Raw genomic sequence first — 26,936 nt, forward strand, 5'->3', positions numbered from 1 at the left:
CCGCCGGGCCGTACCGCACTACGGTTGACCCATGACCTCAGAGCCGGCCCGTCAGCCTGTCGATGCCACCACCACCACTGCCTGGGGCTCGCTCACCGAGCTCTCCAAGAACCTCCAGCCGGATCTGCGTGGCTGGTTCGCCACCGACCCGGCCCGGGCCGGCCGCCTGAGCCACCAGGCCGCCGACCTGCACGTCGACCTGTCGAAGAACCTCGTCACCGACGAGGTGCTCGCCTCGCTGCGGGACCTGGCCGACGAGGTCGGGCTCGCCGAGCGCCGCGACGCGATGTTCGCGGGCGAGCACATCAACGTCACCGAGGACCGCGCCGTGCTGCACACGGCGCTGCGCCGCCCGTCGGACGAGCCCCTGAGCGTCGACGGCCAGGACATCACGGCCGACGTGCAGGACGAGCTCGCCAAGATGTACGCCTTCGCGGAGAAGGTGCGCTCCGGCGAGTGGACCGGCGTCACCGGTGAACCCGTGCGGGCCATCGTGAACATCGGCATCGGTGGCTCCGACCTCGGCCCCGTCATGGCGTACGAGGCCCTCGAGCCGTTCGTGCAGGACGGGCTGGAATGCCGGTTCGTCTCCAACATCGACCCCACCGACGTCGCGCAGAAGACCGCCGACCTCGACCCGACCACCACGCTCTTCATCGTCGCGTCCAAGACGTTCGGCACGCTGGAGACCCTCACCAACGCACGCCTCGCGCGTGACTGGCTGTGGCGCTCGCTGGTCGCGGTCGGCGCCATCGAGGACTCCGAGGAGGGCCGCGCGGACGCCGTCGCGAAGCACTTCGTGGCCGTGTCCACCGCCCTGGACAAGGTGGAGGCGTTCGGGATCGACCCCGAGAACGCGTTCGGGTTCTGGGACTGGGTGGGCGGCCGCTACTCCGTCGACTCGGCGATCGGTACCTCGCTCGCCGTGGCGATCGGGCCCGACGCGTTCGCCGAGCTGCTGGCCGGGTTCCACGCGATGGACGAGCACTTCCGCACCGAGCCGTTCGAGCGGAACGTGCCAGTCCTCATGGGGCTGCTCAACGTCTGGTACGTGAACTTCCGCGACGCGCACACGCACGCCGTGCTCCCGTACGCGCAGCAGCTGCACCGGTTCCCGGCCTACCTGCAGCAGCTCACCATGGAGTCCAACGGCAAGTCGGTGCGCTGGGACGGCACCCCCGTCACGTCCGACACCGGTGAGGTCTTCTGGGGCGAGCCGGGCACCAACGGCCAGCACGCGTTCTACCAGCTCATCCACCAGGGCACCCGGCTCGTCCCGGCCGACTTCATCGCCGTCGCGAACCCCGCCTACCCCCTCGCCGACGCCGTGGGCGACGGCGGTGCCGTGGCTGCCGGCGCGGACGTGCACGGACTGTTCCTCGCGAACTTCTTCGCGCAGACGAAGGCGCTCGCCTTCGGCAAGACGGCCGACGAGGTACGGGCCGAGGGCGTCGCCGAGGACCTCGTCTCCGCGAAGGTGTTCAGCGGCAACCGGCCGACGACGTCGATCCTCGCCCCCGCACTGACCCCGTCCGTGCTGGGTCAGCTGATCGCGCTGTACGAGCACATCACCTTCGTGCAGGGCGTCGTGTGGGGCATCGACTCGTTCGACCAGTGGGGTGTGGAGCTCGGCAAGAAGCTCGCCCTGGAGATCGCCCCGGCGGTAGCGGGCGACGAGGCGGCCCTTGCGGCGCAGGACCCGTCGACGGCGGCCCTGATCGCCAAGTACCGCTCCCTGCGCGGCTGACGACCCCGTTTCCCTCCTTCGAGGCCTAAGTTTCTTCGCTTTGAGCCGCTTCAAAGCGAAGAGACCTAGGCCTCGAAGGGGAGAGCGCCGTCCATCGCGATGCGCGCTCCGCGTCAGGGTTAGAGGATTCTCATGCGAATGGGAAGGCTTTGGCGGGGACCGGCTGCGAGGATTACCGGGTGAGCACGCACCTCGACCTCTTGACCGGTGACGCCGCCGCGGGGCTCCTCGATGCCGCCGTGGCAACGGCCGGCGGCGAGCTCGTGGACTGGCGGGTGCGGCAGGTGGACCATCGTCCCGGTTCCACCACCACCGTGGCGTATCGCGCGACGGTGCGCTGGGACGGCGTGGAGCGGTCCGAGACCCTCGGCGCCAGCGTGGGCCGCGCCCGGGACGGCCGCAAACCCGGGGTGGTCACGCTGTCCGACGGCGACGCGAAGGTCGCCGTGTGGCGGTTCCCCGGCGACCCGGCCCTACCGGCGCTGCCCCGCGCGTTCGACCCCGCCGCCGTCGAGGACCTCCTGGCCGGCCTGGGTGTCGGACAGGCGGAGCGCGCGCATCCCCAGCTCAAGGTCCGGGCCTACCGGCCGACCCGGCGCGCGGTGATCGAGGCCAGTGCCGCCGCGTCGCGTGTGTTCCTCAAGGTGCTGCGGCCGCGCAAGGTCGCTGACCTGCATCAGCGGCACACGCTGTTGTCCCGTGCGGGGCTACCGGTCCCGCGCCCGCTCGGCTGGTCCGACGACGGTCTGCTCGTGCTGTCCCCGCTGCACGGCACGGAGATGCGCTCCGCCGTCCGGGACGGGGGACCCATCCCGTCGCCGCTGGAGGTGCTGGACCTGCTCGACCGGCTGCCGTCCGAGGTGCGCGACCTGCCGCGCCGCCCCGCCTGGAGCGAGTCGGCGGAGCACTACGCGGGCGTCATCGGGGCAGCGCTCCCCGCGGAGGCGGGCCGGGCCGCCGACCTGGCCGGCGCCGTCCGCGCGCGGCTCACCGAGCGGGGCACGGGAGCGGACCCCACGCACGGCGACCTGTACGAGGCGCAGATCATGCTCACCGACGGCCGGATCACCGGGCTGCTCGACGTCGACTCCGCCGGCCCCGGCCATCGCGCCGACGACCTCGCGTGCCTCGTCGCGCACCTGGACGTGCTGTCCCTCGTGCACGGGTCGGACGCCGCACAAGCGAGGTACGCGACCCGGATGCGGCGGCTGGCGGCCGACTACGCGGCGGGGTTCGTCGCCGCACCGGGGGGTCGGGGCGCCGACCGGAGCGACCTGGCCACACGTGTCGCCGGGGTGCTGCTCTCGCTGGCCACAGGCCCACACCGGGTGCAGGAGCGCGGTTGGCAGGCCGCGACCTCACGGCGGCTGGACGTGGTGGCCGCCTGGCTCGACGGGTCCAGGCTCGCGGGTGCGGGCCCCACATGAGCCTGCGCCGGCCGTCGGTACGGGCCAAGGTGGTGACGGTGGTCGTGGCGGTGACCGCCATCGGGCTGCTCGCGACGGGCCTGCTCACCCATGCCATCCAGTCGCAGCAGATCATGGACGACATCTCCGAGGACTTCGACCAGGAGATCCGCGAGCTGCAGCAGCTCGCGGAGAACGGCGTGGACCCGGAGACGGGCGGCGATTTCCACGGCGCCGGACGACTGATGAGCGTCGCCATGGAGCGCAACGTCCCCGGAACCAACGAGATGTTCGTGAGCTACCTGGACGGCAGGCACCAGCAGTCGAACCCGCCCGCGATGGGCCGGTTCGTCGAGGAGAGCGCAGCGGTCCAGGCCGCCGTCGAGAGCCTCACGCCGGCCTCGGAACGAACCGTGCAGCGCGAGATCGACACGGACATCGGACGGGTGTGGTTCGTCGTCGTGCCGGTGACGGTGCCCGACCGGGACGAGGTGGGCGCGTACGTGATGGCGTCCGCCCTGGACCGGGCACTCCGGGCGGAGACCGACGTGATGCGCACCTACGCGATCGTCTGCAGCGTCGCGCTCGTGCTGCTCGGCGTGTTCGCGTGGCTCGTCGTGAGCCGCCTGCTGCGCCCGTTGCGGCAGCTCAGCTCGACCGCCACCCGCGTGACCGAGACCGACCTGTCCCAGCGCGTCCCCGTGGCCACCGACGACGACCTCGGGGAGCTCGCGGGCGCGTTCAACACCATGCTCGACCGGTTGTCCACGGCCATCGAGACGCAGCGCCAGTTCCTGGACGACGCCGGGCACGAGCTCCGCACGCCGCTGACCGTCCTGCGGGGCCACCTGGAGGTGCTCGACCCGGACGACCCGGCGGACGTGCGCGAGACCCGGGACCTCCTGCTCGACGAGACCTCTCGGATGGGCCAGATCGTCGAGGAGCTGGTCCTGCTCGCCAAGGCGGAGCGGGCCGACTTCGTGACACCGGCTCCCGTGGACCTGGGCCGCCTCACCGACGAGGTGCACGACAAGGCACGCGCGCTCGGCGCGCGCCGCTGGGTGGTGGACGCCCGGGCCGACGTCGAGGTGGTCGCCGACGCACACCGGCTCACCCAGGCGGTGCTGCAGCTCGGTGACAACGCGGTGAAGTTCACCGGCCCCGACGACGAGGTGGGGATCGGCACACAGGTGGTCGAGGTGTCGTCCGGCCGCCAGGTGCGGCTCTGGGTGCGCGACACCGGGCCGGGTGTGCCGACCGAGGAGGCGGACCGCATCTTCGACCGGTTCGCGCGGGGCAGCACGACGGGCGGGGTGCCGGGATCCGGCCTGGGGCTGGCGATCGTGCGGGCCATCGCCCAGGGACACGGTGGAGACGTGGTGGTCGAGCGGTCCGACGGCGGCGGGGCACGGTTCGTGATGACCTGGCCGGCCGACGGCGCCGCGCCGGGCGCCCAGCCCACGGCCAGGAGCGCGGCGACGGAGGAGGCAGGTTGAACCAGATCCTGATCGCGGAGGACGAGGAGCGCATCGCGCAGTTCGTGCGCAAGGGGCTCAAGGCGCACGGGTTCCAGCCCACCGTGGTGTCCGACGGCGCGACGGCGCTGGCCCACGCGATGTCCGGCGGCTACGACCTGATGGTCCTGGACATCGGTCTACCGGTGCTGGACGGGTTCACGGTGCTGCAGCGGCTGCGCGACGTCGGCTCCACGCTGCCGGTGGTGATCCTGACCGCACGGGACTCGCTGTCCGACCGGGTGGCGGGCCTGGAGGGCGGTGCTGACGACTACATGTCCAAGCCGTTCGGGTTCGACGAGCTGCTCGCACGGATCCGGCTGCGGCTGCGGCGTGCCACGGGGGAGGCCGCGCCGTCGGACCGGCTGGAGCACGGCGACGTCGGGCTGGACCTGCGCACCCGCACCGCCACCGTGACGGGCCGGGAGGTGGAGCTGTCGGCGCGGGAGTTCGCGCTCGCCGAGGTGTTCCTCCAGCATCCGGGCCAGGTCATGTCGCGCGAGCAGCTGCTGTCCCGGGTGTGGGGCTACGACTTCGACCCGGGCTCCAACGTGGTGGACGTGTACGTGCGCTACCTGCGCAAGAAGCTGGGGGCGGACCGGATCGAGACGGTGCGCGGGGCGGGCTACCGGTTCCGGGGCTGATCCGTCGCACGGGCGCCAGCAGCCCGCACGGCAGATGAGAGGCGTCTCATCGGGATCTCCTCGTCGCCTCATCCTGGCGGCGCAGACTCGTGGTCAGGAGGCACCCGAAGGTGGTGCCGCGAGAGGCGGAGGCCACAGAGATGAACCCCTCGACCATGAAGAAGCGCTGGGCCGTCGTCGGGGCAGCCGCGGTGATCGGTGTCGCCGGGGCGACCACGGCCGCGGCCCTCAACGACCCGGCCCCGCGTGCGGAGTCCGCCGCGGCGGTCGCGCTGGACGCTCCGGCGCCGTCGGACGGCGGCGCGGGCGCAGCCACCGCGGACCCCTCGCCGGAGTCGGCGGACTCGCCCAACGAGTCCGCCCGTGACACACCGGGCTCGGCCCAGTCCGCGGACTCGCCGGGCGACGCCAACTACGACCCCTCCCCGGAGTCCGCCGACTCGCCGAACGAGTCGGCGCGTGACACCGCGGGCTCGGCCCAGTCGGCGGACTCGCCGGACGACTCGAACTACGTCGACGACCAGGACGACGACACCCCGAACGACGCGAACGACGACCGGGACGACGACTGAGCCCTGCGGGAGCTCCCGCAGGGCGGGCACGGGGACCAGGTGGTCGGCAGCGGTCGACCACCTGGTCTTTTGCTGTGAAATGCGTGCAAAGTCGTAACCCGTCCCGCTTACACTGCGCCCGTGACCCGTATCCACCATCGGCCGCGGATCGCGATCTGCGGTATGGCCATCGAGTCCAGCACGTTCTCCCCGCACCGCTCGGGCTGGGAGGCGTTCACCCTTCTGCGCGGCAACGAGCTCGTCCGGCGGTATCCCTTCCTCCGGGACCGTGCCCCGCTGCGCCGGGAGGCCGAGTGGGTAGGGATCCTGCGCGCCGGCGCCCTGCCCGGCGGCGCCGTCCCGACCGACGTCTACGAGACGATCCGCACCGAGATCGGCCTGGCGCTGGAGGCGCAGGGTCCGTTCGACGGCGTGCTGCTCGACATCCACGGGGCCATGGCCGTGCTCGGGTACACCGATGCGGAGGCGGACCTCGTGCGCGCGGTGCGCGCCGCCGTCGGGCCGGGGTGCCTGGTCTCCGCCTCGACGGACCTGCACGGCAACGTGTCGCGGGACCTGGTCGAGGCGGTCGACCTCATCACCTGCCACCGGATGACCCCCCACGAGGACGACGACGAGGCGCGCGAGCGCGCGGCGACGAACCTGCTCCGCCGGATCGACGGGGCGGGGCGACCGCGCAAGGCCTGGGTACCGGTCCCGGTGCTGCTGCCGGGGGAGAAGACGAGCACCCGGCTCGAGCCCGCCCGGGGCATCTACGCGGACGTGGCACGGGTCGGTGCGCTGGACGGGGTGCTGGACGCCTCCGTCTGGGTCGGCTACGCCTGGGCGGACGAGCCACGGTGCCGGGCCGCCGTCGTCGTGCTGGGCGACGACGACGCACTCATCTCCCGGGAGGCGGAGCGGCTGGCCCGCCGGTACTGGGACGCCCGCGACGAGTTCGAGTTCGTGACGCCGGCCGGCACCTACGAGGAGTGCCTGGCGGCGGTGCTGGCGAGCGACGCGCGTCCCTTCGTGCTCTCGGACTCCGGGGACAACCCCATGGCGGGCGGTGCGGGCGACGTCACCTGGACGCTCGCCCGGCTCCTGGCGGAGCCGACCTTTGCCGTCCCGCCGGACGCGGGTGGCCGGAGCGCCATCTACGCGTCGCTGCCCGACCCGGAGGCCGCCCGTGCGGTGGCCGCCGCCGGCGTGGGCACCGTCGTGGAGGTGACGGCAGGTGCCCGGGTCGACGCCGGCCCGTGCGGACCCGTCACGCTGCGGGGCCTGGTCGAGCACGTGCGCACCGACGACCCGGTCGCGGGAACCGTGTGCGTGGTGGCGGCCGGTGGCCTGAAGGTCGTGCTCACCGAACGTCGCCGGCCCTACCACCTGGAGTCGGACTTCACGGCGATCGGCCTCGACCCGCGCGGCACCGACGTCGTGGTGCTGAAGATCGGCACCCTCGAGACCGAGCTGTACGACATGGCCGAGGACTGGATGCTCATGCTGACCCCGGGCGGGGTGGACCAGGACCTGCTCCGCCTGCCGCACACCGCCCTGGGCGGACCGGTCCACCCGTTCGACGACGACGAGTCGTTCGGCGCAGGCCCGGACCTGACCCCGAGGCTCCTCTGACGAGCGTCTGCTGACTCCGGTTCAGCAGGCTGGAGCGGGCCGTTCTCGCCTGCTTGACGGTCCGCCGCAGCCTGCTGAACCAGGGTCAGTCCGTCACAGCGGGCCCTGGAACGTCGCGCAGCCGCCCGCGGGGACGAACCCGAGCGCGACGTTGATCGCGAGCATGTGCGGGTTCTCCTCGTTGTTCCAGGTGTAGATGCGCCGGGACCCGGGCCGCAGCCCGGCGTGCTCCCGCAGGTTCACCGCCTTGACCAGCATGCCGAGCCGGTGCCCGCGGTGCGCCTTGAGCACCACGGTCGCCTGCTGGTCCGTGTGGTCCGGCTTCTGGCGGTTCCACAGGAGCATCGTCATCGCGACGAGCTGTCCGGTCGCCACGTGCTCGGCGGCGGTCACGACGTACTCGTCGCCCTTCGCCGCGATCGCGACCTCCTCGCCCCGGATGCGTTCGGCGTCCCAGACGTCGGACTCCATGTCGAGCCCGCCGCGGGGCTCGTCGTCGGCGAGCGCCTGCTCCAGCGCGGCGTACTGCTCGATCCACTCCTCCGGCGTAGGTGCGGTCCACGTGTGGATCCGGTACGCGTCGCCGGCGGCGGCACGGGACTCGGCCTCGAACCGCTCCACCGTCTCCGGCGCGACCGGCAGGTCGACCCGCGAGCGGCGCTCCACGATCTGCAGGTCCAGCCCCTGCTTCTGCGCCAGGAGGACCCCCGGCAGGCCGGCCGCGACGTGCCCGTTGCCCGACTCCGGGACCAGCACCTCGGCTCCGGGCCGCTCGGCGCCGAAGTCGACCGGTGCCAGCAGCGACGTCCGGCCCTCGGCGCGGGCCGTCGTGCGCAGCCACTCGGCCAGCGCCGTACCGATGCCCTGCCTGCGGTGGTCGGGGTGCACGACGATCAGACCGATCGCCAGCTCCCGGTTCGAGCGCACCTGGAGGTTCAGGACGGCGTTCCCGACCACCTGCGGACCGTCGGGCGTGTCCACGACGGCGATCCGGCGCAGCTTGCGCACGTAGTCCTGGTTGTTCAGGGCGACCATGATCGCGATCGCGGTCGGCGCGGCGTCCGCGTTGCCGAGGTCGGCATGCTCCGCCGCGGTGTGCAGCTTCGCCGTGCCGTGGTACATCCACGCCTCGGGGTCGTCGAGGGACGAGATGCGAGGCACATCCATGAGTCGCCACGCCGACGTCGTCGGGGCGGGCGCTGCGGAGGGTGAGGTCATGGGTCCCAGCGTGCTCCGCCGGGGGATCGGTGCGCACGGCTTTTTCGCGGCGTCACCGGCAGCGTACGTCCATCAACCGCAGCCGCCTGGTCGGCCCTTGCCCACGACGTCGTCAGAGACGCTTCTGCAGCGCCGCCTCGGCACCCGACGGCCGGAAGCCCAGCGCGACGTTGATGCTCAGCATGTGCGCGTTCTCCTCGGCGTTGAACGTGTGCACCCGCTCCGTCCGGGGGTACCGGGTGGCGAGCTCGCGCAGGTTGACCGCCTTGACCAGCATGCCGAGCCGGTGTCCGCGGTGGGACCTCACCGCGATCGTCTCCTCCTGGAACACGAACGCCGGCCTGCCGTCCTGCACCAGGAACGACGTGCCGGCCGCGATCTCGCCCGACGGGACGTGCTCCACGAGGGTCGTCAGCAGGCGCTGGCCGCTGTCGGCCCGGTCCTGGAGATAGACGCGCACCCGCTCGGCGTCCCACGTCTCTTCGCCGAAGTCGAGCTCGCCCTGCGGCACGTCCGTCGACATCCGGGTCATCAGCTGGGCGTATCCCTCGTGCCACTCCTCGGGGATGCCCTCCCACGTGTGCGTCCGGTAGTCGTCGCCGGCCTTCGTGCGGGCCTCCGCCTCGAGTTCCGCCAGCGTGCCGGGATCCACCGGGAGATCGAGCCGGGACATCCGCTCCACCTGCTCGACGGTGTACCCGCGGTCGAGCGCGAACCGGGCCCCGGCGGTGTCGGCGGGCAGCCGTCCGGCGCCGGTGGCAGGCACCAGCGCCTCCTCGCCGTCGGCGGCCTCCCGCGGTGCCAGCGACCAGCTGAAGAACGTGGTGCGTCCGAAGTCGGCGGCTGCCTCCTCGGCCCGCGCGGCGAGGGCCGTGCCGATGCCGTGGCGCCGGTGGTCCGGATGGACCCCCACGTAGATGTCGGCGGTGTGCGTGTTGTCCTTGAGCGCCATCGCGAGGAACGCGAAGCCGACGACGTCGTCAGCGGTCGGCGCTGCGCCGTCGGGGCGGTCCAGGACCGCGACGAACCGGTGCTTGCGCGAGTACTCCTGGTGCAGCATCCCGCTGATCATCTGCTGCGCCGGGCGGGCGAGGTCGTCGTAGCCGAGGGTCGCGGTCTCCGCCGCCCGGTCGACGGCGGCCATCCCGTGGTACGCCCAGGCGTCAGGGTGGTCGGTGGACGGCACCGCCGCCACCTCGAGGACGTGCCACGTCGTAGGCGCCGGGGTGTGTCCGGTGAGGGAGGTCATGCCACCAGGGTGCCCCGGCCCGCCATCGGCGGCGAGATGATTTCGGTGGCCAGGGCGCCCGGGTCAGGCGGCGACGGAGATCGCGTGTCCGACGGCGGTGCGGTCGGTCAGCGCGTCGAGGATCGCCAGGGCGAGGTCGGGGCGGGCGATGGTCCAGGCCCAGCGCACGTTGCCGTCCCGCCGGGCCTTGTAGCGTCCGGTGCCCGGCCGGTCCTGGAGGCGCGGCGGCCGCATGATCGTCCAGTCGACGTGGCTGGCCCGGATCACCTTCTCCATGGCTTCCAGGTCCGCGTTCGCCTCCGCCAGCGCCCGCTTCAGGATCGGCTTGGCGACGTAGCGGGAGAGCGGGTCGTCGCCGTCGACCAGCCAGCCGCTGGCGCTGATCGCGACGAGCCTGCGCACACCGGCACCGTCCATGGCGGCGAGCACGGTGGTGATGCCGTCCCGCAGCACGTGCGGCGACTCGCCCGGTACGGGTCCCAGGCAGCTCGCGACGGCGTCGACGCCCTCGAAGGCGGTGGTGAGTGCGGCGACGTCGGATGCGTCGGCGACGCGGACCTCACCGGGCGGGTCGGGCAGCCGGCTCGGGTCGCGCACCACGGCGACGACCTCGTGTCCGGCCGCCGAGGCAGCGCGGACGAGCTCGCGGCCGGTGCGGCCGCTCGCTCCGACGACAGCGATCTGCATGGCATCTCCTCGTTCCAGGGTGGCGGGTCGAAAGGTGTGAGTGAATACTTACTAACACGGTGGCACGCGGCATGTCCGCTGGTCAAGGGAACGGGGTGAGAATGTCTGGCATGAGTACACGAGAGCGGATCCTCGACGCGGCCGCGCAGGTGATGCGCGAGCAGGGCGTCGCGCACGCCACGACCAAGGAGATCGCGCGCGCGGCCGGCTGCTCCGAAGCGCTGCTCTACCGGCACTTCGACGACAAGCAGGGCCTGTTCATGGCGGTCCTCCGCGAGCGGCTGCCGGGTTTCGCGCTGCCCGACTCCGCGGTCGGCAGCGGAACCGTCGAGGGCAACCTCGCGCTGCTCGTCACCGGGCTGCTCGCCTTCTACGTCGACAGCTTCCCGATCTCGGCGTCGATCTTCTCCAGCAGCACGCTCCTGGCCCGGCACCGGGAGGCGATAGCGGCGCACGGCGCCGGGCCGCAGGCGCCCCGGTTGCGGGTGCAGGCCTACCTGGAGGCGGAGCGCGCGGCCGGCCGGGTGCGCGCCGACGCGGACCTCGGGGCCGTCGCGCGCCTCCTCGTGGGCGCCGCGCTGCACCAGGCCTTCCTCGCCGCGTTCTGGGACGACGGGAGCGCCGCCGAGCCCGGCCTGGGGCAGCGGCTGGTGGCGCCCGTCCTGCCGGCCCTGCTGCCTGCCTGACCGGTCAGGCGGTGGCCGGGGGAGCCGTGCTCGCGCGCTCGACGAGCCGCGTGGGCAGGCGCGTGTGCTTGCTCGCCGTGGTGCCCGACTCGAGCATCGCGATGACCATGCGGAGCGCCTCGGCGCCCATCTCGTGCAGCGACTGCGCGATGGTCGTGAGCGGCGGGGTGGAGCCGGCGGCCTCCGGGACGTCGTCGAACCCGATGACCGACAGGTCCTCGGGCACGCGCAGGCCCAGCTCCTGAGCGACCTGGATGACATGGATGGCCGACAGGTCGTTCGCGGCGAAGACGGCGGTCGGCCGGTCGGGACGTTCGAGCAGGTCGTGCGTCGGCCGGTCGGACCGGTCCGGACGGTAGCCGCCCTCGAGCACCAGGCTTGGGTCCGGGGTGAGGCCCGCCGCCGTCATCGCCTCGACGAAGCCCAGCTCGCGCAGCCGGGCCGACTCCAGGTCGGCGCGTCCGCCCAGGTAGCCGATGCGCGTGTGGCCCAGGCCGATGAGGTGCTCGGTGGCGGTGCGGGCGCCGCCCAGGTTGTCGGAGTCGACGGTGGCCGGTCCGGTGGGCCCGGTGTGCGGGTCGATGGCGACGATCGGCACACCCTCGTGCACCGGGAGGGCGAGCGTGGGCGTGACGATCACGACGCCGTCGATCAGGGTGCCGGCGAGGCGCGACAGCGAGCGGCGCTCCCAGCCGACGTGGTCCGAGCGTCCGGCGTCGCCGCAGTAGGCGAGCAGCTCGTAGCCCGTGCCGTCGACGGCGGCGGAGATCCCCTTGAGGAGCTCGGTGCTGAACGGCTCGAACTCGGCCACGAGCACGCCGATCACGTTGGTCTGCCGGCGGCGCAGGCTGCGCGCGACGAGGGACGACTCGTACCCGAGGTCGGCGACGACGCCGAGCACGCGCTCCGCGGTGGCTGCCGCGACGCCGTACCGGCCGTTGACGACCTTGGACACGGTGGCGACGGAGACGCCGGCGACGCGCGCGACGTCGGTGATGGTGGCGCGGCCGGTCGCACGTTCCTGGGTGGCGAACGATTCCGGGGTCTCCGGGCCGCTCGCCACGCTCTCATCCGGTCCGGCGGTGGACCCGGGTGAGCTTGTCCCACTGTGCACGGAGTGAGAGTACCTCGGGCAATCGGGTGTGTCTGGCTGGGCCGGCCGTTTCGAAATCGATATCGAAACCGATTGACGAAACCGACGGCCGGCTGCCAGAGTCCTGACTGACGGACCTGTCGTCCGTCAAGCGGCAGCCTCCTGCCGACCGTCGATGACGACTTACAAGGGGTTCCACAATGATGAGGAATATGCGCGGAACGGCGCTGGTCGCGCTCGGCAGCACCGTCGCACTGCTCGTGTCCGGCTGCGTCGGTGCCGGCTCAGGTTCGGGCGCGGACGAGACCAACGAGAACGCCGACGCCCAGGAGTTCACCTGGTGGCACAACTCGAACAACGGCGAGGGCAAGGCCTACTACGACCAGGTCGCCGCCGACTTCGAGGCCGAGACCGGCGTCAAGGTCAACGTCGAGGCCATGGAGCACCAGTCCATGCTGACCAAGCTGCAGGCGGCGTTCCAGTCCGGCGACGACGAGCAGATCCCGGACGTCTACATGAGCCGTGGCGGCGGTGAGCTCGCGGCCGAGGTCGAGGCCGGCCTCGTGCGCGACCTGACCGAGAGCTCGGCGGACACGATCGGCACGATCTCGAACTTCACCGACCAGTACACGGTCGACGGCAAGGTCTACGCCCTGCCGTACTCCATCGGCCTCGTCGGCTTCTGGTACAACAAGGACATCTTCGCGGAGGCCGGCATCACCGAGGTGTCGCCGAGCCCGACCATCGAGGAGTTCAACGGCTACCTCGACAAGCTCAAGGCCGCCGACAAGACGCCGCTGTCCGTCGGCGCGGGCGAGAAGTGGCCGGCCGCGCACTACTGGTACTACGGCGTGGTCCGTGAGTGCCCGTACGACGTCGTCGAGACCGCGATCGAGAGCGCCGACTACTCCGACCCGTGCTTCCTCAAGGCCGGCGAGCACCTCGAGGACATCATCGCCCAGAAGCCGTTCAACAAGGGCTTCCTGACCACCAAGGCGCAGGAGGGCCCGACGTCGGCCTCCGGCCTCCTCGCGACAGAGAAGGTCGCCATGGAGCTGGCCGGTCACTGGGAGCCCGGCACGGCCGGCGGCCTCACCGAGGACGGCCAGGTGCCCGACTTCCTCGGCTGGTTCGCGTTCCCGACGTTCGAGGGCCAGGGCGGCAACCCCGTCGACCAGATGGGCGGCGGCGACGCGTGGTCGGTCTCCGCGGCAGCGCCTGATGCGGCCGTCGACTTCGCCAACTACCTCCTCACCGACGAGGTCCAGCAGGGTTTCGCGGAGCGCGACATGGGTCTGCCGACCAACCCGACAGCGACCGACTCCCTGACCAACGAGACCCTCGCGCAGCTGATCCCCGTGCGTGACGGTGGCGGTCTTACCCAGCTCTACCTCGACACGCGCCTCGGCCAGTCGATCGGCAACGCGATGAACGACGAGATCGCCCTGGCGTTCGCCGGTGAGTCCGGCCCGCAGGACATCGTCGACGCCATCCAGTCGGCGGCAGAAGCGGAGCAGTGAGCCAGTGACGACAGCAGCCCGGGGCGGGCGCGGCAGGGTGACCTCTGCCTGGCGCAAGCGCCTTGAGATCGCATTCTTCGTGGCGCCCGCCCTGGCGCTGTTCGCCCTCTTCGTGATCTGGCCGATCGTGACCGCGGTCCAGCTCTCGGTGTTTCGCTGGAAAGGGTTCGGGCCGCTCGTCGACTTCGTCGGCCTGCGGAACTACCTGACGGTCCTGAACGACGACGTCTTCGTCGACTCGGTGGTCCACAACCTGATCATCGTCGGCGGTTCCATCGCGATCCAGCTCCCGCTGGGTCTGGCGATCGCCTTGCTGCTCAACCGCAAGATGTGGGGCCAGGGCCTCCTGCGCACCATCATCTTCGTGCCGTACGTGCTCGCCGAGGTCGTCGCCGGCGTGGTCTGGTTCCAGCTCCTGCAGCCCGAGTACGGAGTGATCGAGGGCCTCCTGGGCTCGATCGGCCTGCAGGGGCCGGAGCAGGGCTGGCTCGGCGACCCCGACCTGGCGCTGTGGACCGTGCTCGTGGTGCTCACGTGGAAGTACCTCGGCCTCGCCGTGATCCTGTTCCTCGCGGGTCTGCAGGGGGTGCCCGACGAGCTCTACGAGGCGGCCCAGCTCGACGGCGCGTCGTGGTGGCAGGTGCAGCGCAGGATCACCGTCCCGCTGCTGGGCCCGACCATGCGCACCTGGGCGTTCCTGTCGATGATCGGCTCGCTCCAGCTCTTCGACATGGTGTGGATCCTGACCGGCGGTGGCCCCGCCAACTCCACGACCACCATGGCGACGTACCTGATCAACCAGGGCACGCAGAGCCAGAACTTCGGCATCGCCGGAGCGGCCTCCGTGATCCTGTTCGTGATCGCGCTCGTCATGGCCGTCCTCTACCAGCAGCTCATCCTCAGCCGGGACACGAGGTCCGACGTGGTGACGGTGAAGAAGACGAAGACGAAAATGGTGATCCGGTGAGCGCTACGAACGCGCACGTCCTCATGCGCAGCCCCTCCACCCGTGACCGGACCCGGAAGAGCCGCTCCTTCGGGGGCGGCACCCCGCTCGTCTACGCGATCGCCCTGGCGGTCGTGGCGCTCACGCTGGGGCCCGTGCTCTACGGGGTGCTGGGCGGCTTCCGCACCAACGCGCAGATCGCCCAGAACCCGTCGGGCCTGCCGGGCCCGTGGGTGCTCGACAACTATGTGAACGTCCTGACCGGCGCCAGCTTCTGGCAGTACGCGCTCAACTCGACGATCATCGCCGTGCTGACCACTGCCATCACCGTGGTGTTCGGGGTGATGGCCGCCTACCCGCTGGCCCGGTACCAGTTCAAGGGGCGCGAGGGACTGTTCATGGTCTTCGTGGTGGGTCTGCTGTTCCCCGCCACGGTGGCGATCGTCCCGCTGTTCATCCTCATCACGCAGAACCTGCAGCTGGGCAACACCTGGATCGGTGTGGCCCTGCCGCAGGCGGCGTTCGCCCTACCGGTGACCGTCGTGATCCTGCGGCCGTTCCTCGCCGCGCTGCCGAAGGAGCTCGAGGAGGCGGCGCAGCTCGACGGCACGTCCCGCATCGGGTTCTTCTGGCGGATCCTGCTGCCGCTCTCCGGTCCGGGGATGGTGACGGTCGGCGTGCTGGCGTTCGTCGGGTCGTGGAACGCCTACCTCCTGCCGCTGCTCCTGCTGCAGTCGGACATGAAGACGCTGCCGCTCGGCGTCGCCGACTTCTCGTCGGAGCACGCAGCGGACACGGCCGGCGTGTTCGCCTTCACGACGCTCGCCATGATCCCCGCCCTGGTGTTCTTCCTGGCCATGCAGCGGCGCATCGTCGGCGGGCTCACGGGAGCCGTCAAGGGCTGAGCACGGACGCGGCCGCCGCGCACGGATCACCCTCCCGGCGGACCAGGTTTCAAGCAGGGCTGACAAGCAGGTCGAGAAAGGAATGCAATGACGGAGCTGCCGGTGGCACTTCAGGCGACGCCCGAGGTGTCGGAGCGCGTGCGCGCGCTGCACGCACAGATGACTCTCGAGGAGAAGCTGGCCCAGCTGGTCGGGTACTGGCTGGACCAGGGCGGCAACGTCGTGGCACCGATGCAGGGCGAGATGGCCGGCCAGGCCTCCTCCTCGCTCCCGGAGATCACGAAGAACGGCCTGGGCCACTACACCCGCGTGTACGGCACGCGGCCGGTCGACCCGGCAGAGCGGGCGGCGTGGCTCTGGACCGAGCAGCGGAGGCTGAAGCGCGAGACGCGCCTCGGGATCCCGGCGCTGGTCCACGAGGAGTGCCTCACGGGCCTGGCCGCCTGGCAGGCGGCGACCTTCCCGACACCGCTGGCGTGGGGGGCCACGTTCGATCCGGACCTCGTGGCCGACATGGGACGGGTCATCGGCGAGTCCATGCGGGAGCTCGGCGTCCACCAGGGGCTGGCGCCCGTGCTCGACGTCGTCCGTGATCCCCGCTGGGGACGCGTCGACGAGTGCATCGGCGAGGACCCGTACCTCGTCGGCACGGTCGGCACCGGCTACGTCCGAGGCCTGCAGGGTGCCGGCGTGCACGCCACCCTCAAGCACTTCGTCGCCTACTCCGGTTCCAAGGCGGGGCGCAACCACGCCCCGGTGAGCGCGGGCCCGCGCGAGATCGCCGACATCTACCTCCCGCCCTTCGAGATGGCGGTGCTCGACGGCGGGGTGCGCAGCGTCATGGCGTCGTACAACGACGTCGACGGCGTGCCGATGCACTCGTCGGCCGAGTACCTCACCGGCGTGCTCCGTGAGCAGTGGGGGTTCGACGGCGTCGTGGTCGCCGACTACTTCGGCGTCGCGTTCCTGAACGTCATGCACGCGATCGCGGCCGACCGCGGTGCCGCCGCCGCGGCGGCGCTCGAGGCGGGTGTCGACATCGAGCTGCCGTCGGGCGACGCGTACCTCGAGCCGCTCGCGGCGCTCGTCATGGACGGCACCGTGCCGGTCGACATCGTGGACCGGGCCGTGCTCCGCGCGCTCCGGCAGAAGGAGGAGCTCGGCCTCCTCGAGCCGGACGCGTTCGAGGACGCGCCGCCCGCCGTCGTCGACCTGGACTCGCCGGCGCACCGCGACATCGCCCGGCGCCTCGCCGAGGAGTCGGTGGTGCTGCTCTCGAACGACGGCGTGCTGCCGCTCGGCTCGTGGCACGACAAGCCGGCCCGCGTGGCGGTGATCGGGCCCAACGCCGCCCGCCCCGAGGCGCTGATGGGCTGCTACTCGTTCCCGAACCATGTGCTCGCGCACTTCCCCGGCGTGCCCGCCGGGTTCGACATCCCGTCGGTGGCCGATGCGCTGGCCGTGGAGTTCGACCGGGCGGGCCTGCCCGTACCCGAGCTCACGTTCGCGGAGGGGTGCGCCGTCGAGAGCGACGACACGTCCGGGTTCGCCGAGGCCGTCGCCGCCGCCGAGTCCGCCGACGTGGCGGTGGTCGTGGTGGGCGACCAGGCCGGACTGTTCGGCCGTGGCACCGTGGGCGAGGGCAACGACAGCGAGTCGCTGGAGCTGCCGGGGGTCCAGCGCGAGCTCGTCGAGGCGGTGCTCGCCGCCGGCAAGCCCGTCGTCATGGTGCTGATCACCGGTCGTCCGTACGCGGTGGGCTGGGCGCTCGATCCCGCGGACGGGGCCGAGCGGCCCGGTGCCGTGCTCCAGTCGTTCTTCCCGGGTGAGGAGGGCGGCGCCGCGCTCGCGGGCGTCATCTCCGGCCGGGTGAACCCGTCCGGCCGCCTGCCCGTGTCGCTCCCGCGCTCCACGGGCTCGCAGCCGTACTCGTACCTGCACCCGATCCTCGGCGGCGCGTCGGAGGTGACGGCAACCGACTCGACACCGCTGCGCGCCTTCGGGTTCGGGTTGTCGTACACGACGTTCACGCGCGAGCTCGTCTCCGTCGACCCGGTCGTGACGGCGGGCGGCACGTTCCGTGCGGCCGTGACCGTGTCGAACACCGGTGCCGTGGCCGGGTCCGACGTCGTGCAGCTGTACGGCCACGACGTGGTGGGCTCGATAGCACGACCCACGGCGCAGCTCCTCGGCTACCACCGGGTCACGCTGGAGCCCGGGGAGTCCACGACCATCGTGTTCGACGTGCCGACCGCCCGGTTCGCGTTCACCGACCGCAGGATGGTGCGGATCGTCGAGCCGGGGGACGTCGAGGTGTGGGTGGGCGCGCACGCGGCCGACAGCGTTGTCAGGGTGGTGGCGGAGGGCATCGCTGACCTGAACGAGCCGAACGACGCGCCGGACGGCACCGCTCACGTCGCAGCGCAGGCCGCCCGCCGGACGGTCGCGATCATGGGCGACGTCCACGAGGTCACCACGGCCGACCCCCGGTGGGTCACGGTGACGACGGCCGACTGAAGCACTGCGTCGAGTGCTGGGTATGTGCGGGTCTCGCGGCCAGTTCGGCACGGATACCCAGCACTCGACGAGCTGGTGCGGTGGGAGGATGGGCCGATGCGCATCGACGTCTGGCTGTGGGCGGTGCGACTGACCAAGAGCCGGTCGGTCGCCGCCGACCTGTGCCGCAGCGGCAAGGTCCGGATCAACGGCAAGGTCGCCAAGGCCTCGGCGTCCGTCGCCGTCGGTGATCGGGTGACGTGGCGCGACCCCCTGCGAGACCGCGACATCGAGGTCGTGGAGCTCCTGCCCAAGCGGGTCGGCGCGCCCGTCGCGGCCAAGGCGTACCTGGATCACAGCCCCGCGCTGCCGACACGCGTCGAGCGGGAGGCGGTGGGACTGCGCGACCGCGGAGCCGGGCGCCCCACCAAGCGGGAGCGGCGCGAGATCGACCGGTTGCGCGGTCGCCAGCCCTGAAAATCACCCGGGTGAGTTCTCGGCATTTTCGGACATTTGGCTGATCGCTGGCGATACCTTCACGGCATATTCCCTGCCTCGTGCAGGTCCAGTGCGCCCTGGTCCGCCGGGCGCCCCAGCCTGGAGAACCTATGCATCCTCGCACCCGACGTCGTTCCAGGGCACTGGCCTCGGCCACCGTCCTGGCACTCCTGGCAGTACCGAGCACGGCCGTCGCTGCCCCAGATCCCGGCACCGGCCCGACCACGAGCGCCCCGCGCAGCGGCCACGCCCCGCAGGCGCGCCCCGGCATCGACCCGGTGGACAAGATCACCCCCGCGGCCACGAAGGCCTTCCGTGCCCGGGGTACCACCGACTTCTGGCTGCGGTTCGCCGACGAGCCGGACCTGACGGCGGCCAAGGCGATCACGAGCTGGAGCGAGCGCGGGGAGTACGTGTACGACACGCTCGTCGCGACGGCGGACGCTGCGCAGGAGCAGGCGATCGCCGAGCTGGAGAGGTCCGGTGCCGAGTACACGTCGTACTGGGCGACGAACGCGATCCTGGTCGAGAACGGTTCGCTCGACCAGGCGGTGGAGCTTGCGGCGGACGCAGAGGTCCTGGAGGTCCGGCCGACGACGCTGCACGCGCTGGACGAGCCGGAGACCACGGACGTCGCGGCGCCGGACGCGGCCGCGAGATCGACCTACGGCATCAGGGCGATCAACGCGGACGACATGTGGGACCTTGGCGTCACCGGTGACGGCATCGTCGTGGCGGGCCTGGACTCCGGTGTGAACCGCACCCACCCCGCACTGTCCGCGCAGTACCGCGGCGCCACGTCGGGCAGCAACTACAACTGGTTCGACGCCGCGGGGGCCGGTGTGACCGTCCCGCGCGACGACGACGGGCACGGCACCCACACGATGGGCACCATGGTCGGCACCGACGACGGCGCGATGAACATCGGCGTCGCGCCCGGCGCGCAGTGGATCGCGACGAACGGCTGTGCCGACCTGTGCGCGGACGCGGCGCTCATCGCGTCGGGGGAGTGGCTGCTCGCGCCCACCCGCACCGACGGCACCGGGGCGGACCCGGCCCAGCGGCCGCACATCGTGAACAACTCGTGGGGCCTGTCCCTGTCGAGCGACCCGTTCATGGAGGACGTGATCGGCGCCTGGGAGGCGGCGGGCATGTTCAGCACCTGGGCGAACGGCAACGAGGGCGAGTTCGGCTGTGAGTCGTCCGGCTCGCCGGGATCGCGTCAGGCGTCCTACTCCGTGGGGGCATTCACCATTGACGGTGAAATCGCCGACTTCTCCTCGCGCGGACCGGGGCAGAGCGGCACCGTGAAGCCCGACATCGCAGCACCTGGCGCGGGCGTCCGGTCAGCCGTACCCGGTGGTGGCTTCGCGCAGTGGTCCGGTACGTCCATGGCGGCGCCGCACGTCGCGGGCGCCGTCGCCCTCCTGTGGGAAGCGGTGCCGGAGCTCGTGGGCGATGTCGCCCGCACCCGCGCCATTCTTGACGGCTCCGCGAAGGACGTGGGCGACACGTCCTGCGGCGGCAACACCGACGACAACAACGTGTGGGGCGAGGGCAAGCTCGACGTCCTCGCGGCCTATGAGCTGGCGCAGGACGAGCGCTTCACCGAGACGCCGGCCCCGGTGATCCGGGAGCTCGCCCCCGAGGTGGGGGGCATGCTGGCCGTCGAGCCGGACCCGGTCTGGAACCCCGTCGCCACGTTCAGCTACCAGTGGCGTCGTGACGGCAAGATGATCTCGGGTGCGGACAGGTTCACGTACCAGCCGCAGCCCGCGGACGCCGGGGCCCGGATCACCGTCACCGTCGTCGGCTCGGCCGACGGCTACATCCCCACCGCGGTGACGAGCGAGCCGACCACGCCGATCGCCAAGGGTGCCCTCACGAGCAGCGCCCCGACGATCTCGCCCACCGCCCGCGTGGGCGAGACCCTCTACGCGCGTTCGGGCAGCTGGACCTCCGGTACCACGTTCACCTACCAGTGGCTGGCGAACGGGACACCGATCACCGGGGCCACCGGCTTCACGTTCGTCCCCACGAGCGCGCACCGCGGCAAGCAGCTCACCGTCACCCTCACGGGCAAGCGGGCGGGCTACGTGTCCGACACCCGCACGAGCGCCGCCGTCACGGTGGCCTACGGGGCGTTCTCCACCCGGTACCCGCGCATCATCGGGAACACCACCCCCGGCCAGACCGTGAAGGCCTCCACTCCCCAGTGGGTGCCCTCGCGGAGCACGACCAGCTACACCTGGAAGATCGACGGCAAGGTGATCCGAGGGGCGACCGGGTCGTCGTTCACGCTCCCGTCGAGGTACGCGCACGGCCGTGTGCTCACCGTCACGGTCAAGGGCCAGCGCGCCGGATACACCACGAAGTCGCTCCAGTCGATCGGCTACAAGGTCGGCAAGCCGTTCACGAGGAGGCCGTACCCCCAGCTCAGCGGCTCCGCGCGGGTCGGGTCCACGCTGACCCTGAGCCCGGGTAGCTGGAGCCCCTCGGCCTCCCTGTCCTACCGCTGGTACGCCTCTGGCGAGACGATCAAGGGTGTCACCGGGAAGACCTACCGGCTCAAGGGCAGCGACTACGGCAAGAAGATCGTGGCGACCGTGACCGCCCGCAAGCCGGGTTACGCGACCACCTCGCGCACCAGCAGCCAGACCGTGGCCATCGGCAAGCCGAGCGCCACCATCCCACCGGACGGCGCGTACCTGGTGGGCAGCAACAGCGTCCCCGCAGGTACCTACATGGCCACGGCAGGCTCGCGGACGTGCAGCTGGGAGCGAGGCTCCCGGTCGACCCTCTGGGGCCTGGACTTCGGCTCCGGCCAGCGCCTCGCGACGGTGAAGCCCACCGACTACTACTTCTGGTCCGACAGCTGCGGCAGCTGGGCCAAGTACTACTCGGGCATGACGGAACCGAGGACGCGCACGTTCAACAACGGCGTGTACGTGCTCGGTGACCAGCTCCAGCGCGGCACGTACGTGACGACGGGCCCCGCCGACGAGGACGCGGGCTCCTGCTACTACGCGATCATCGAGGAGTTCATCGGCAAGCCGAACGGCAGCCACCTCGCCGCGTCGGGCAGCGTGACCGACGCGCAGACCATCACGCTGCCGGCCGGCGTGAAGGGCTTCGAGACGGCCAACTGCACCTGGCAGCGAGTGAGCTGACCCGGGCCGACCCCCGCCGACGGCAGGCGTGCGGACCACCTCGGTGGCCCGCACGCCTGCCGCGTCAGGAGAACCGGCCGGTAGCCTCGCCCGCATGACGACCGCAGACCGCCTCACCACACTCCTCGAGAAGCACCCCGTCTGGGACGGCCACAACGACCTCCCGTGGGAGCTGCGTCAGCAGTCGTCCTACGACCTGGATGTCGTCGACATCGCGCAGCGCCTCACGACCACCCATACCGACCTGCCCCGCCTGCGCGAGGGCGGCGTCGGCGCCCAGTTCTGGTCCGTGTACGTGTCGGCCACGCTCGCCGGCGGGGCGGCCGTCACCGCCACCCTCGAGCAGATCGACTGCGTGCACCGCATGGTGCGGAAGTACCCGGAGACGCTCCGGCTCGCCCTGACCGCCGCCGACGTCGAGCAGGCGTGGAGCGACGGACGGATCGCGTCACTCATGGGCGCGGAGGGTGGTCACTCCATCGACGAGTCCCTCGCCGTGCTGCGCATGCTGTACGCGCTCGGTGTCCGGTACATGACGCTCACGCACAACGACAACGTCCCGTGGGCCGACTCCGGCACCGACGAGGAGGTGCTGGGCGGGCTCTCCCCGTTCGGCGAGGACGTGGTCCGCGAGATGAACCGCCTCGGCATGCTCGTCGACCTCTCCCACACCTCGGCCGGGACCATGCGCCACGCCCTCCGGGTCACCTCGGCCCCGGTCATCTTCAGCCACTCGAGCGCCCGCGCCGTCTGCGACGTGCCCCGCAACGTGCCCGACGACGTCCTGGCCGCCCTCCCGGCCAACGGCGGCCTCTGCATGGTGACCTTCGTACCGCAGTTCGTGTCGCCGGCCGTCGCCGACTGGCGGGCCGCCGGCGCGGAGGCCGCCGCGGCGGAAGGCATCAGGAACACCGACCTGGGTGCGTTCGAACCGTTCATCGCACAGTGGCGGGCCGAGCACCCGCAGCCGCGCACCACGCTGGCCGACGTCGTCGCACACGTGGAGCACGTCCGCGCGGTCGCGGGCATCGACCACGTGGGCCTGGGCGGCGACTACGACGGCACGCCCACCCTGCCCGAGGGGCTCGAGGACGTGACGGGCTACCCCGCCCTGCTCGTGGCGCTCGCGGACAAGGGCTGGTCCGACGCAGACCTCGGCAAGCTGGCCAGCGGGAACATGCTGCGCGTGCTCCGCGATGCCGAGTCGGTGGCGGCGCGGGCCGAACGGTGACTCAGCCGGGGAGCTGAACGACCTTGCGCTGAAAGCCCAGGGCCACCTTCTGCAGGGACTCGAGCGGTTCCTGCTCGTTGTGGTAGCTGATCTGCCGCAGCATGGAGCCGGACGAGGCGAGCAGCGCGACGATCACGTCGCGCGCGTCCTCCCGGGTCTCCAGCGCCTCCTGCAGCAGGTCCTGGACGTGAGGCGATCTGAGGCCGTCCTCTTCGGGATCGAGCAGAGCTGTCAGGAGCGCTATCGACAACGAGCTTCCGTGGATGCTTGCCATGGTGGTCTCCCCCCGTCGGGGCCCGGGTACCCGGGCATCAGGCCCCCGCGGGCAGGCCCGCGAGGCACTCGTCCGATGCCCCACCCCCTGTGGCCTCGGTCGTGCACCCTTGTGTACCGCAGGTCGGAGCGTCGCGCCTGTTGACAGGGGCGAAACGAGGGTCGGCCGGCCAGCGGATCAGTCGTGCAGGATCCGCTGGAACAGCACGTGGTCCTGCCACCGGCCGTCGATCTTCAGGTACCGGGGCGCGAAGCCGATCCGCTCGAACCGGAGCCGGGTCAGCACGGCCTGGGATGCCTCGTTGTGGGGGAGCGTCGCGGCCTGCAGGCGATGCAGGCCCAGCTCGTCCCGGGCATGGGCGGCCAGCGCCTCGATGGCGCGCGTCATCAGGCCGCGTCCCGTGAACCGGGCGTCGAGCCAGTAGCCGACATGCCCGTTCTGGAACGCGCCGCGCACGATGTCGGTGAGGTTCAGCCGGCCCACGATCTCGCCGTCCGCCTCGAGCACCGTGTGCAGCGCGCGGCCCGTGGAGTTCTCCAGGACCTGGGCCCAGAGGCGCTCCTTGTGCCACTCCTCGGTGTAGAACTCCTCGGGCCGGGCGGGGTCCCAGGGCGCCAGGTGCTCCCGGTTGCGGGCATAGGCGTGGGCGATGGCGACGGCATCGTCCTTGGTCAGCTCACGCAGTGTGACGTCTGTGACATCTGTGACGTCGTCGGTCAGGACGCTCTCGAAGGGCATGCTGAACACCATAATCGCGGCGCCGTGCGGTCCCGTCGCGGACGGGAACCTGCTGGCCGCCGTGAAGGTTGAGTGAAGCGGACTCAACTTTGGAGCCTCTGGCTTGCTTCCGGGGGGAGCTCCGGCCTAAGTTGAGTGCAGAAGACTCAATCTGTCGTAGGAAGGCAGCAACATGGCACGCGCAGTAGGAATCGACCTCGGCACCACGAACTCGGTGGTGTCGGTCCTCGAAGGCGGAGAGCCCACCGTCATCGCCAACGCGGAGGGCTCGCGGACCACCCCGTCCGTGGTCGCGTTCTCCAAGACCGGTGAGGTCCTGGTGGGCGAGGTCGCCAAGCGTCAGGCGGTCACCAACGTGGACCGCACCATCTCGTCGGTCAAGCGCCACATGGGTACCGACTGGTCCCAGGACATCGACGACAAGAAGTACACGCCGCAGGAGATCTCCGCCCGCATCCTGGGCAAGCTCAAGCGCGACGCCGAGGAGTACCTCGGCGAGCCCGTCACGGAGGCCGTGATCACGGTTCCCGCGTACTTCAACGACGCCGAGCGGCAGGCCACGAAGGACGCCGGCCAGATCGCCGGCCTCGACGTCAAGCGCATCGTCAACGAGCCCACCGCTGCGGCGCTCGCCTACGGCCTGGACAAGGGCAAGGAGGACGAGCTCATCCTGGTCTTCGACCTCGGTGGTGGCACGTTCGACGTGTCCCTGCTCGAGGTGGGCAAGGACGAGGACGACTTCTCGACCATCCAGGTGCGCGCCACCTCCGGTGACAACCGGCTGGGCGGCGACGACTGGGACTCCCGCGTCGTGGAGCACCTGATCAAGCAGGTGAAGAACTCCTCCGGTGTCGACCTGTCGAAGGACAAGATCGCGCTGCAGCGTCTCCGTGAGGCCGCTGAGCAGGCCAAGAAGGAGCTCTCGTCAGCGACGAGCACCAACATCTCGATGCAGTACCTGTCGATGAGCGAGAACGGTCCCATCCACCTGGACGAGAAGCTCACGCGGGCCCAGTTCCAGCAGATGACGCAGGACCTCATCGACCGCACCAAGTCCCCGTTCCACGCGGTCATCCGCGATGCGGGCATCTCGGTCTCCGACATCGACCACGTCGTGCTCGTGGGTGGCTCCACCCGGATGCCGGCCGTGACCGAGGTCATCAAGGAGCTCACGGGCGGCCGTGAGCCGAACAAGGGCGTGAACCCGGACGAGGTCGTCGCCGTCGGCGCCGCCCTGCAGGCCGGCGTCATCTCGGGCGACCGCAAGGACGTCCTGCTGATCGACGTGACCCCGCTGTCCCTCGGTATCGAGACCAAGGGTGGCGTGATGACCAAGCTCATCGAGCGCAACACGGCCATCCCGACCAAGCGCAGCGAGGTCTTCTCCACGGCCGACGACAACCAGCCGTCCGTGGCGATCCAGGTGTTCCAGGGTGAGCGCGAGTTCACGCGCGACAACAAGCCGCTGGGCGTGTTCGAGCTCACCGGCATCGCACCGGCCCCGCGTGGTGTGCCGCAGATCGAGGTCACGTTCGACATCGATGCGAACGGCATCGTGCACGTGTCCGCCAAGGACCGTGGCACGGGCATGGAGCAGTCGATGAAGATCACCGGCGGTTCGGCCCTCCCCAAGGAGGACATCGACCGCATGGTCAAGGACGCCGAGACGCACGCCGAGGAGGACAAGAAGCGTCGCGAGGAGGCGGACACCCGCAACCAGGCCGAGACGTTCGCGTACTCCATGGAGAAGCAGATCGCGGACAACCGCGACAAGCTCCCGGCGGAGGTCGTGACCGAGGTCGAGGCGGACATCGCCGCGGTCAAGTCCGCGCTCGAGGGCGAGGACGGCGAGGCCGTGAAGACCTCGTACGAGAAGCTCGGGGCGTCCTCGCAGAAGATCGGTGAGGCGCTGTACTCTGCCGAGCAGCCCGCGGCACAGGGTGCCGAGGGTGGCCCGCAGACGGCGAACGCACAGTCCGCTCCTGAGGAGGACGTCGTGGACGCCGAGATCGTCGACGATGAGGACGAGCGCAAGTGACCGAAGAGAACCCGCAGGGACCCCCTGAGCCCGAGGGCTCCGGGGAGCACCCCTTCCAGTTCACGGACAAGCGCAAGGTGAACAACTCCGGCGAGCAGAGCCGGCCGGCGGAGCCCGAGGCTCCGGCGGCGGACGAGGCGGCTTCTGCCGCCGAACCCGCGGAGCCGGCCGAGGCAGAGCAGTCCGCCTCCGGCGACCCGCTGGAGGGCCTCGACTTCGAACCGTCCGGTGAGGCGGCCGAGGCGGCTGCCGTGCTCAAGGCCCAGGCCGAGGCCGCGGAGCACCTGGACGCGCTGCAGCGGGAGCGGGCGAGCTTCACCAACTACCGCAACCGGGCTCTGCGCGACCAGGAGGCGGCGCGGAACCGCGGCGTGCAGGACGTGCTGGCCGCGCTGCTGCCCGTGCTCGACGACGTCGAGCGCGCGAAGCAGCACGGTGAGCTGAGCGGAGCCATGGCGGCCATCGCGGAGAAGCTCGACCAGAGCCTGCAGAAGTTCGGCGTCGAGCGGTTCGGCAAGGTGGGGGAGGAGTTCGATCCCACCCTGCACGAGGCACTCATGCACTCGACCTCCGCCGACGCGACGGCAGCCACGGTGAACCTCGTGGTCGAGCCCGGGTACAAGATCGGCGACAAGGTGGTCCGGGCGGCACGTGTTGGTGTCGTCGGGCCGGAGTAGTCCTCGGATCCCG

The 26,936-nt window shown here is 71.2% G+C and carries 22 protein-coding genes; 16 read left to right on the top strand and 6 right to left on the bottom strand.

What is annotated here, in order from left to right; all coding sequences use genetic code 11:
• Positions 1–31 precede the first annotated feature (31 nt).
• The 6 genes from pgi to ACFSL2_RS18965 all read left to right on the top strand — a co-directional run bounded on the left by pgi (position 32) and on the right by ACFSL2_RS18965 (position 7,497).
• Positions 32–1,747 carry a glucose-6-phosphate isomerase gene (gene pgi / locus ACFSL2_RS18940; RefSeq protein WP_377199321.1) on the top strand — a complete coding sequence of 572 codons (1,716 nt, stop codon included), beginning with the start codon at positions 32–34 and terminating at the stop codon, positions 1,745–1,747.
• Between the two features lie 179 nt (positions 1,748–1,926).
• The gene (locus ACFSL2_RS18945; RefSeq protein WP_377199322.1) at positions 1,927–3,174 is read left to right on the top strand and encodes a phosphotransferase; all 1,248 of its coding nucleotides are present in this window, start codon (positions 1,927–1,929) and stop codon (positions 3,172–3,174) included.
• Positions 3,171–4,649, top strand: coding sequence for a sensor histidine kinase (locus ACFSL2_RS18950; RefSeq protein WP_377199323.1), 1,479 nt, complete (start codon positions 3,171–3,173; stop codon positions 4,647–4,649). The genes ACFSL2_RS18945 and ACFSL2_RS18950 overlap by 4 nt, the downstream gene beginning before the upstream one ends.
• A complete protein-coding gene (locus ACFSL2_RS18955) occupies positions 4,646–5,311 on the top strand; it encodes a response regulator transcription factor (RefSeq protein WP_377199324.1) in 666 nt (221 codons plus the stop codon). The genes ACFSL2_RS18950 and ACFSL2_RS18955 overlap by 4 nt, the downstream gene beginning before the upstream one ends.
• A 140-nt stretch (positions 5,312–5,451) precedes the next feature.
• Positions 5,452–5,883: a hypothetical protein gene (locus ACFSL2_RS18960; protein ID WP_377199325.1), complete on the top strand. Its 432-nt coding sequence runs from the start codon at positions 5,452–5,454 to the stop codon at positions 5,881–5,883.
• Positions 5,884–6,003: 120 nt separating this feature from the next.
• Positions 6,004–7,497 (top strand): M81 family metallopeptidase, encoded by a 1,494-nt coding sequence (locus ACFSL2_RS18965; RefSeq protein ID WP_377199326.1) that lies wholly within the window; start codon positions 6,004–6,006, stop codon positions 7,495–7,497.
• A gap of 93 nt (positions 7,498–7,590) precedes the next feature.
• Here the strand turns inward: ACFSL2_RS18965 and ACFSL2_RS18970 are convergent, their stop codons facing one another.
• The 3 genes from ACFSL2_RS18970 to ACFSL2_RS18980 form a co-directional block, all read right to left on the bottom strand.
• Positions 7,591–8,715 (bottom strand): GNAT family N-acetyltransferase, encoded by a 1,125-nt coding sequence (locus ACFSL2_RS18970; RefSeq protein ID WP_377199327.1) that lies wholly within the window; start codon positions 8,713–8,715, stop codon positions 7,591–7,593.
• Between the two features lie 112 nt (positions 8,716–8,827).
• Positions 8,828–9,964: a GNAT family N-acetyltransferase gene (locus ACFSL2_RS18975; protein WP_377199328.1), complete on the bottom strand. Its 1,137-nt coding sequence runs from the start codon at positions 9,962–9,964 to the stop codon at positions 8,828–8,830.
• A gap of 63 nt (positions 9,965–10,027) precedes the next feature.
• Complete coding sequence (locus ACFSL2_RS18980) at positions 10,028–10,651, bottom strand: NAD(P)-dependent oxidoreductase (protein WP_377199329.1); 624 nt, start codon at positions 10,649–10,651, stop codon at positions 10,028–10,030.
• A 110-nt stretch (positions 10,652–10,761) separates the two neighbouring features.
• On the opposite strand from ACFSL2_RS18980, the gene ACFSL2_RS18985 reads away from it, so the two are divergent.
• The gene (locus tag ACFSL2_RS18985; protein WP_377199330.1) at positions 10,762–11,337 is read left to right on the top strand and encodes a TetR/AcrR family transcriptional regulator; all 576 of its coding nucleotides are present in this window, start codon (positions 10,762–10,764) and stop codon (positions 11,335–11,337) included.
• Positions 11,338–11,341: 4 nt separating this feature from the next.
• Here ACFSL2_RS18985 and ACFSL2_RS18990 read toward each other — a convergent pair whose 3' ends face one another.
• The gene (locus ACFSL2_RS18990; RefSeq protein ID WP_377199331.1) at positions 11,342–12,451 is read right to left on the bottom strand and encodes a LacI family DNA-binding transcriptional regulator; all 1,110 of its coding nucleotides are present in this window, start codon (positions 12,449–12,451) and stop codon (positions 11,342–11,344) included.
• 191 nt (positions 12,452–12,642) lie between these two features.
• Between ACFSL2_RS18990 and ACFSL2_RS18995 the strand changes: the two genes are divergently transcribed.
• From ACFSL2_RS18995 to ACFSL2_RS19025, 7 genes are all read left to right on the top strand, one after another.
• Entirely contained in the window at positions 12,643–13,950 is a 1,308-nt protein-coding gene (locus ACFSL2_RS18995; protein ID WP_377199332.1) for an ABC transporter substrate-binding protein, read from the top strand.
• Positions 13,951–13,954: 4 nt separating this feature from the next.
• Positions 13,955–14,917 carry a carbohydrate ABC transporter permease gene (locus ACFSL2_RS19000; protein ID WP_377199333.1) on the top strand — a complete coding sequence of 321 codons (963 nt, stop codon included), beginning with the start codon at positions 13,955–13,957 and terminating at the stop codon, positions 14,915–14,917.
• A 23-nt stretch (positions 14,918–14,940) separates the two neighbouring features.
• Positions 14,941–15,801: a carbohydrate ABC transporter permease gene (locus ACFSL2_RS19005; protein ID WP_377200854.1), complete on the top strand. Its 861-nt coding sequence runs from the start codon at positions 14,941–14,943 to the stop codon at positions 15,799–15,801.
• A gap of 87 nt (positions 15,802–15,888) precedes the next feature.
• Entirely contained in the window at positions 15,889–18,318 is a 2,430-nt protein-coding gene (locus tag ACFSL2_RS19010; protein WP_377199334.1) for a beta-xylosidase/alpha-l-arabinosidase, read from the top strand.
• Positions 18,319–18,414: 96 nt separating this feature from the next.
• Positions 18,415–18,774, top strand: coding sequence for an RNA-binding S4 domain-containing protein (locus tag ACFSL2_RS19015; protein WP_377199335.1), 360 nt, complete (start codon positions 18,415–18,417; stop codon positions 18,772–18,774).
• A gap of 131 nt (positions 18,775–18,905) precedes the next feature.
• Positions 18,906–21,965: a S8 family serine peptidase gene (locus ACFSL2_RS19020; protein WP_377199336.1), complete on the top strand. Its 3,060-nt coding sequence runs from the start codon at positions 18,906–18,908 to the stop codon at positions 21,963–21,965.
• A gap of 94 nt (positions 21,966–22,059) precedes the next feature.
• Positions 22,060–23,196, top strand: coding sequence for a dipeptidase (locus ACFSL2_RS19025; RefSeq protein ID WP_377199337.1), 1,137 nt, complete (start codon positions 22,060–22,062; stop codon positions 23,194–23,196).
• Between the two features lies 1 nt (position 23,197).
• On the opposite strand, the gene ACFSL2_RS19030 is transcribed toward ACFSL2_RS19025, so the two are convergent.
• Both ACFSL2_RS19030 and ACFSL2_RS19035 read right to left on the bottom strand, forming a co-directional pair.
• The gene (locus tag ACFSL2_RS19030; protein WP_253870913.1) at positions 23,198–23,470 is read right to left on the bottom strand and encodes a hypothetical protein; all 273 of its coding nucleotides are present in this window, start codon (positions 23,468–23,470) and stop codon (positions 23,198–23,200) included.
• Between the two features lie 177 nt (positions 23,471–23,647).
• The gene (locus ACFSL2_RS19035) at positions 23,648–24,208 is read right to left on the bottom strand and encodes a GNAT family N-acetyltransferase (RefSeq protein ID WP_377199338.1); all 561 of its coding nucleotides are present in this window, start codon (positions 24,206–24,208) and stop codon (positions 23,648–23,650) included.
• A gap of 172 nt (positions 24,209–24,380) precedes the next feature.
• Between ACFSL2_RS19035 and dnaK the strand changes: the two genes are divergently transcribed.
• The gene (gene dnaK / locus ACFSL2_RS19040) at positions 24,381–26,246 is read left to right on the top strand and encodes a molecular chaperone DnaK (protein WP_377199339.1); all 1,866 of its coding nucleotides are present in this window, start codon (positions 24,381–24,383) and stop codon (positions 26,244–26,246) included.
• Positions 26,243–26,923 (top strand): nucleotide exchange factor GrpE, encoded by a 681-nt coding sequence (grpE, locus tag ACFSL2_RS19045; protein ID WP_377199340.1) that lies wholly within the window; start codon positions 26,243–26,245, stop codon positions 26,921–26,923. The genes dnaK and grpE overlap by 4 nt, the downstream gene beginning before the upstream one ends.
• The last annotated feature ends 13 nt before the right edge of the window (positions 26,924–26,936 follow it).

The sequence above is a fragment of the Promicromonospora aerolata genome (assembly GCF_042682255.1).
In the GTDB taxonomy this organism is placed as follows: Bacteria; Actinomycetota; Actinomycetes; order Actinomycetales; family Cellulomonadaceae; genus Promicromonospora; species Promicromonospora aerolata.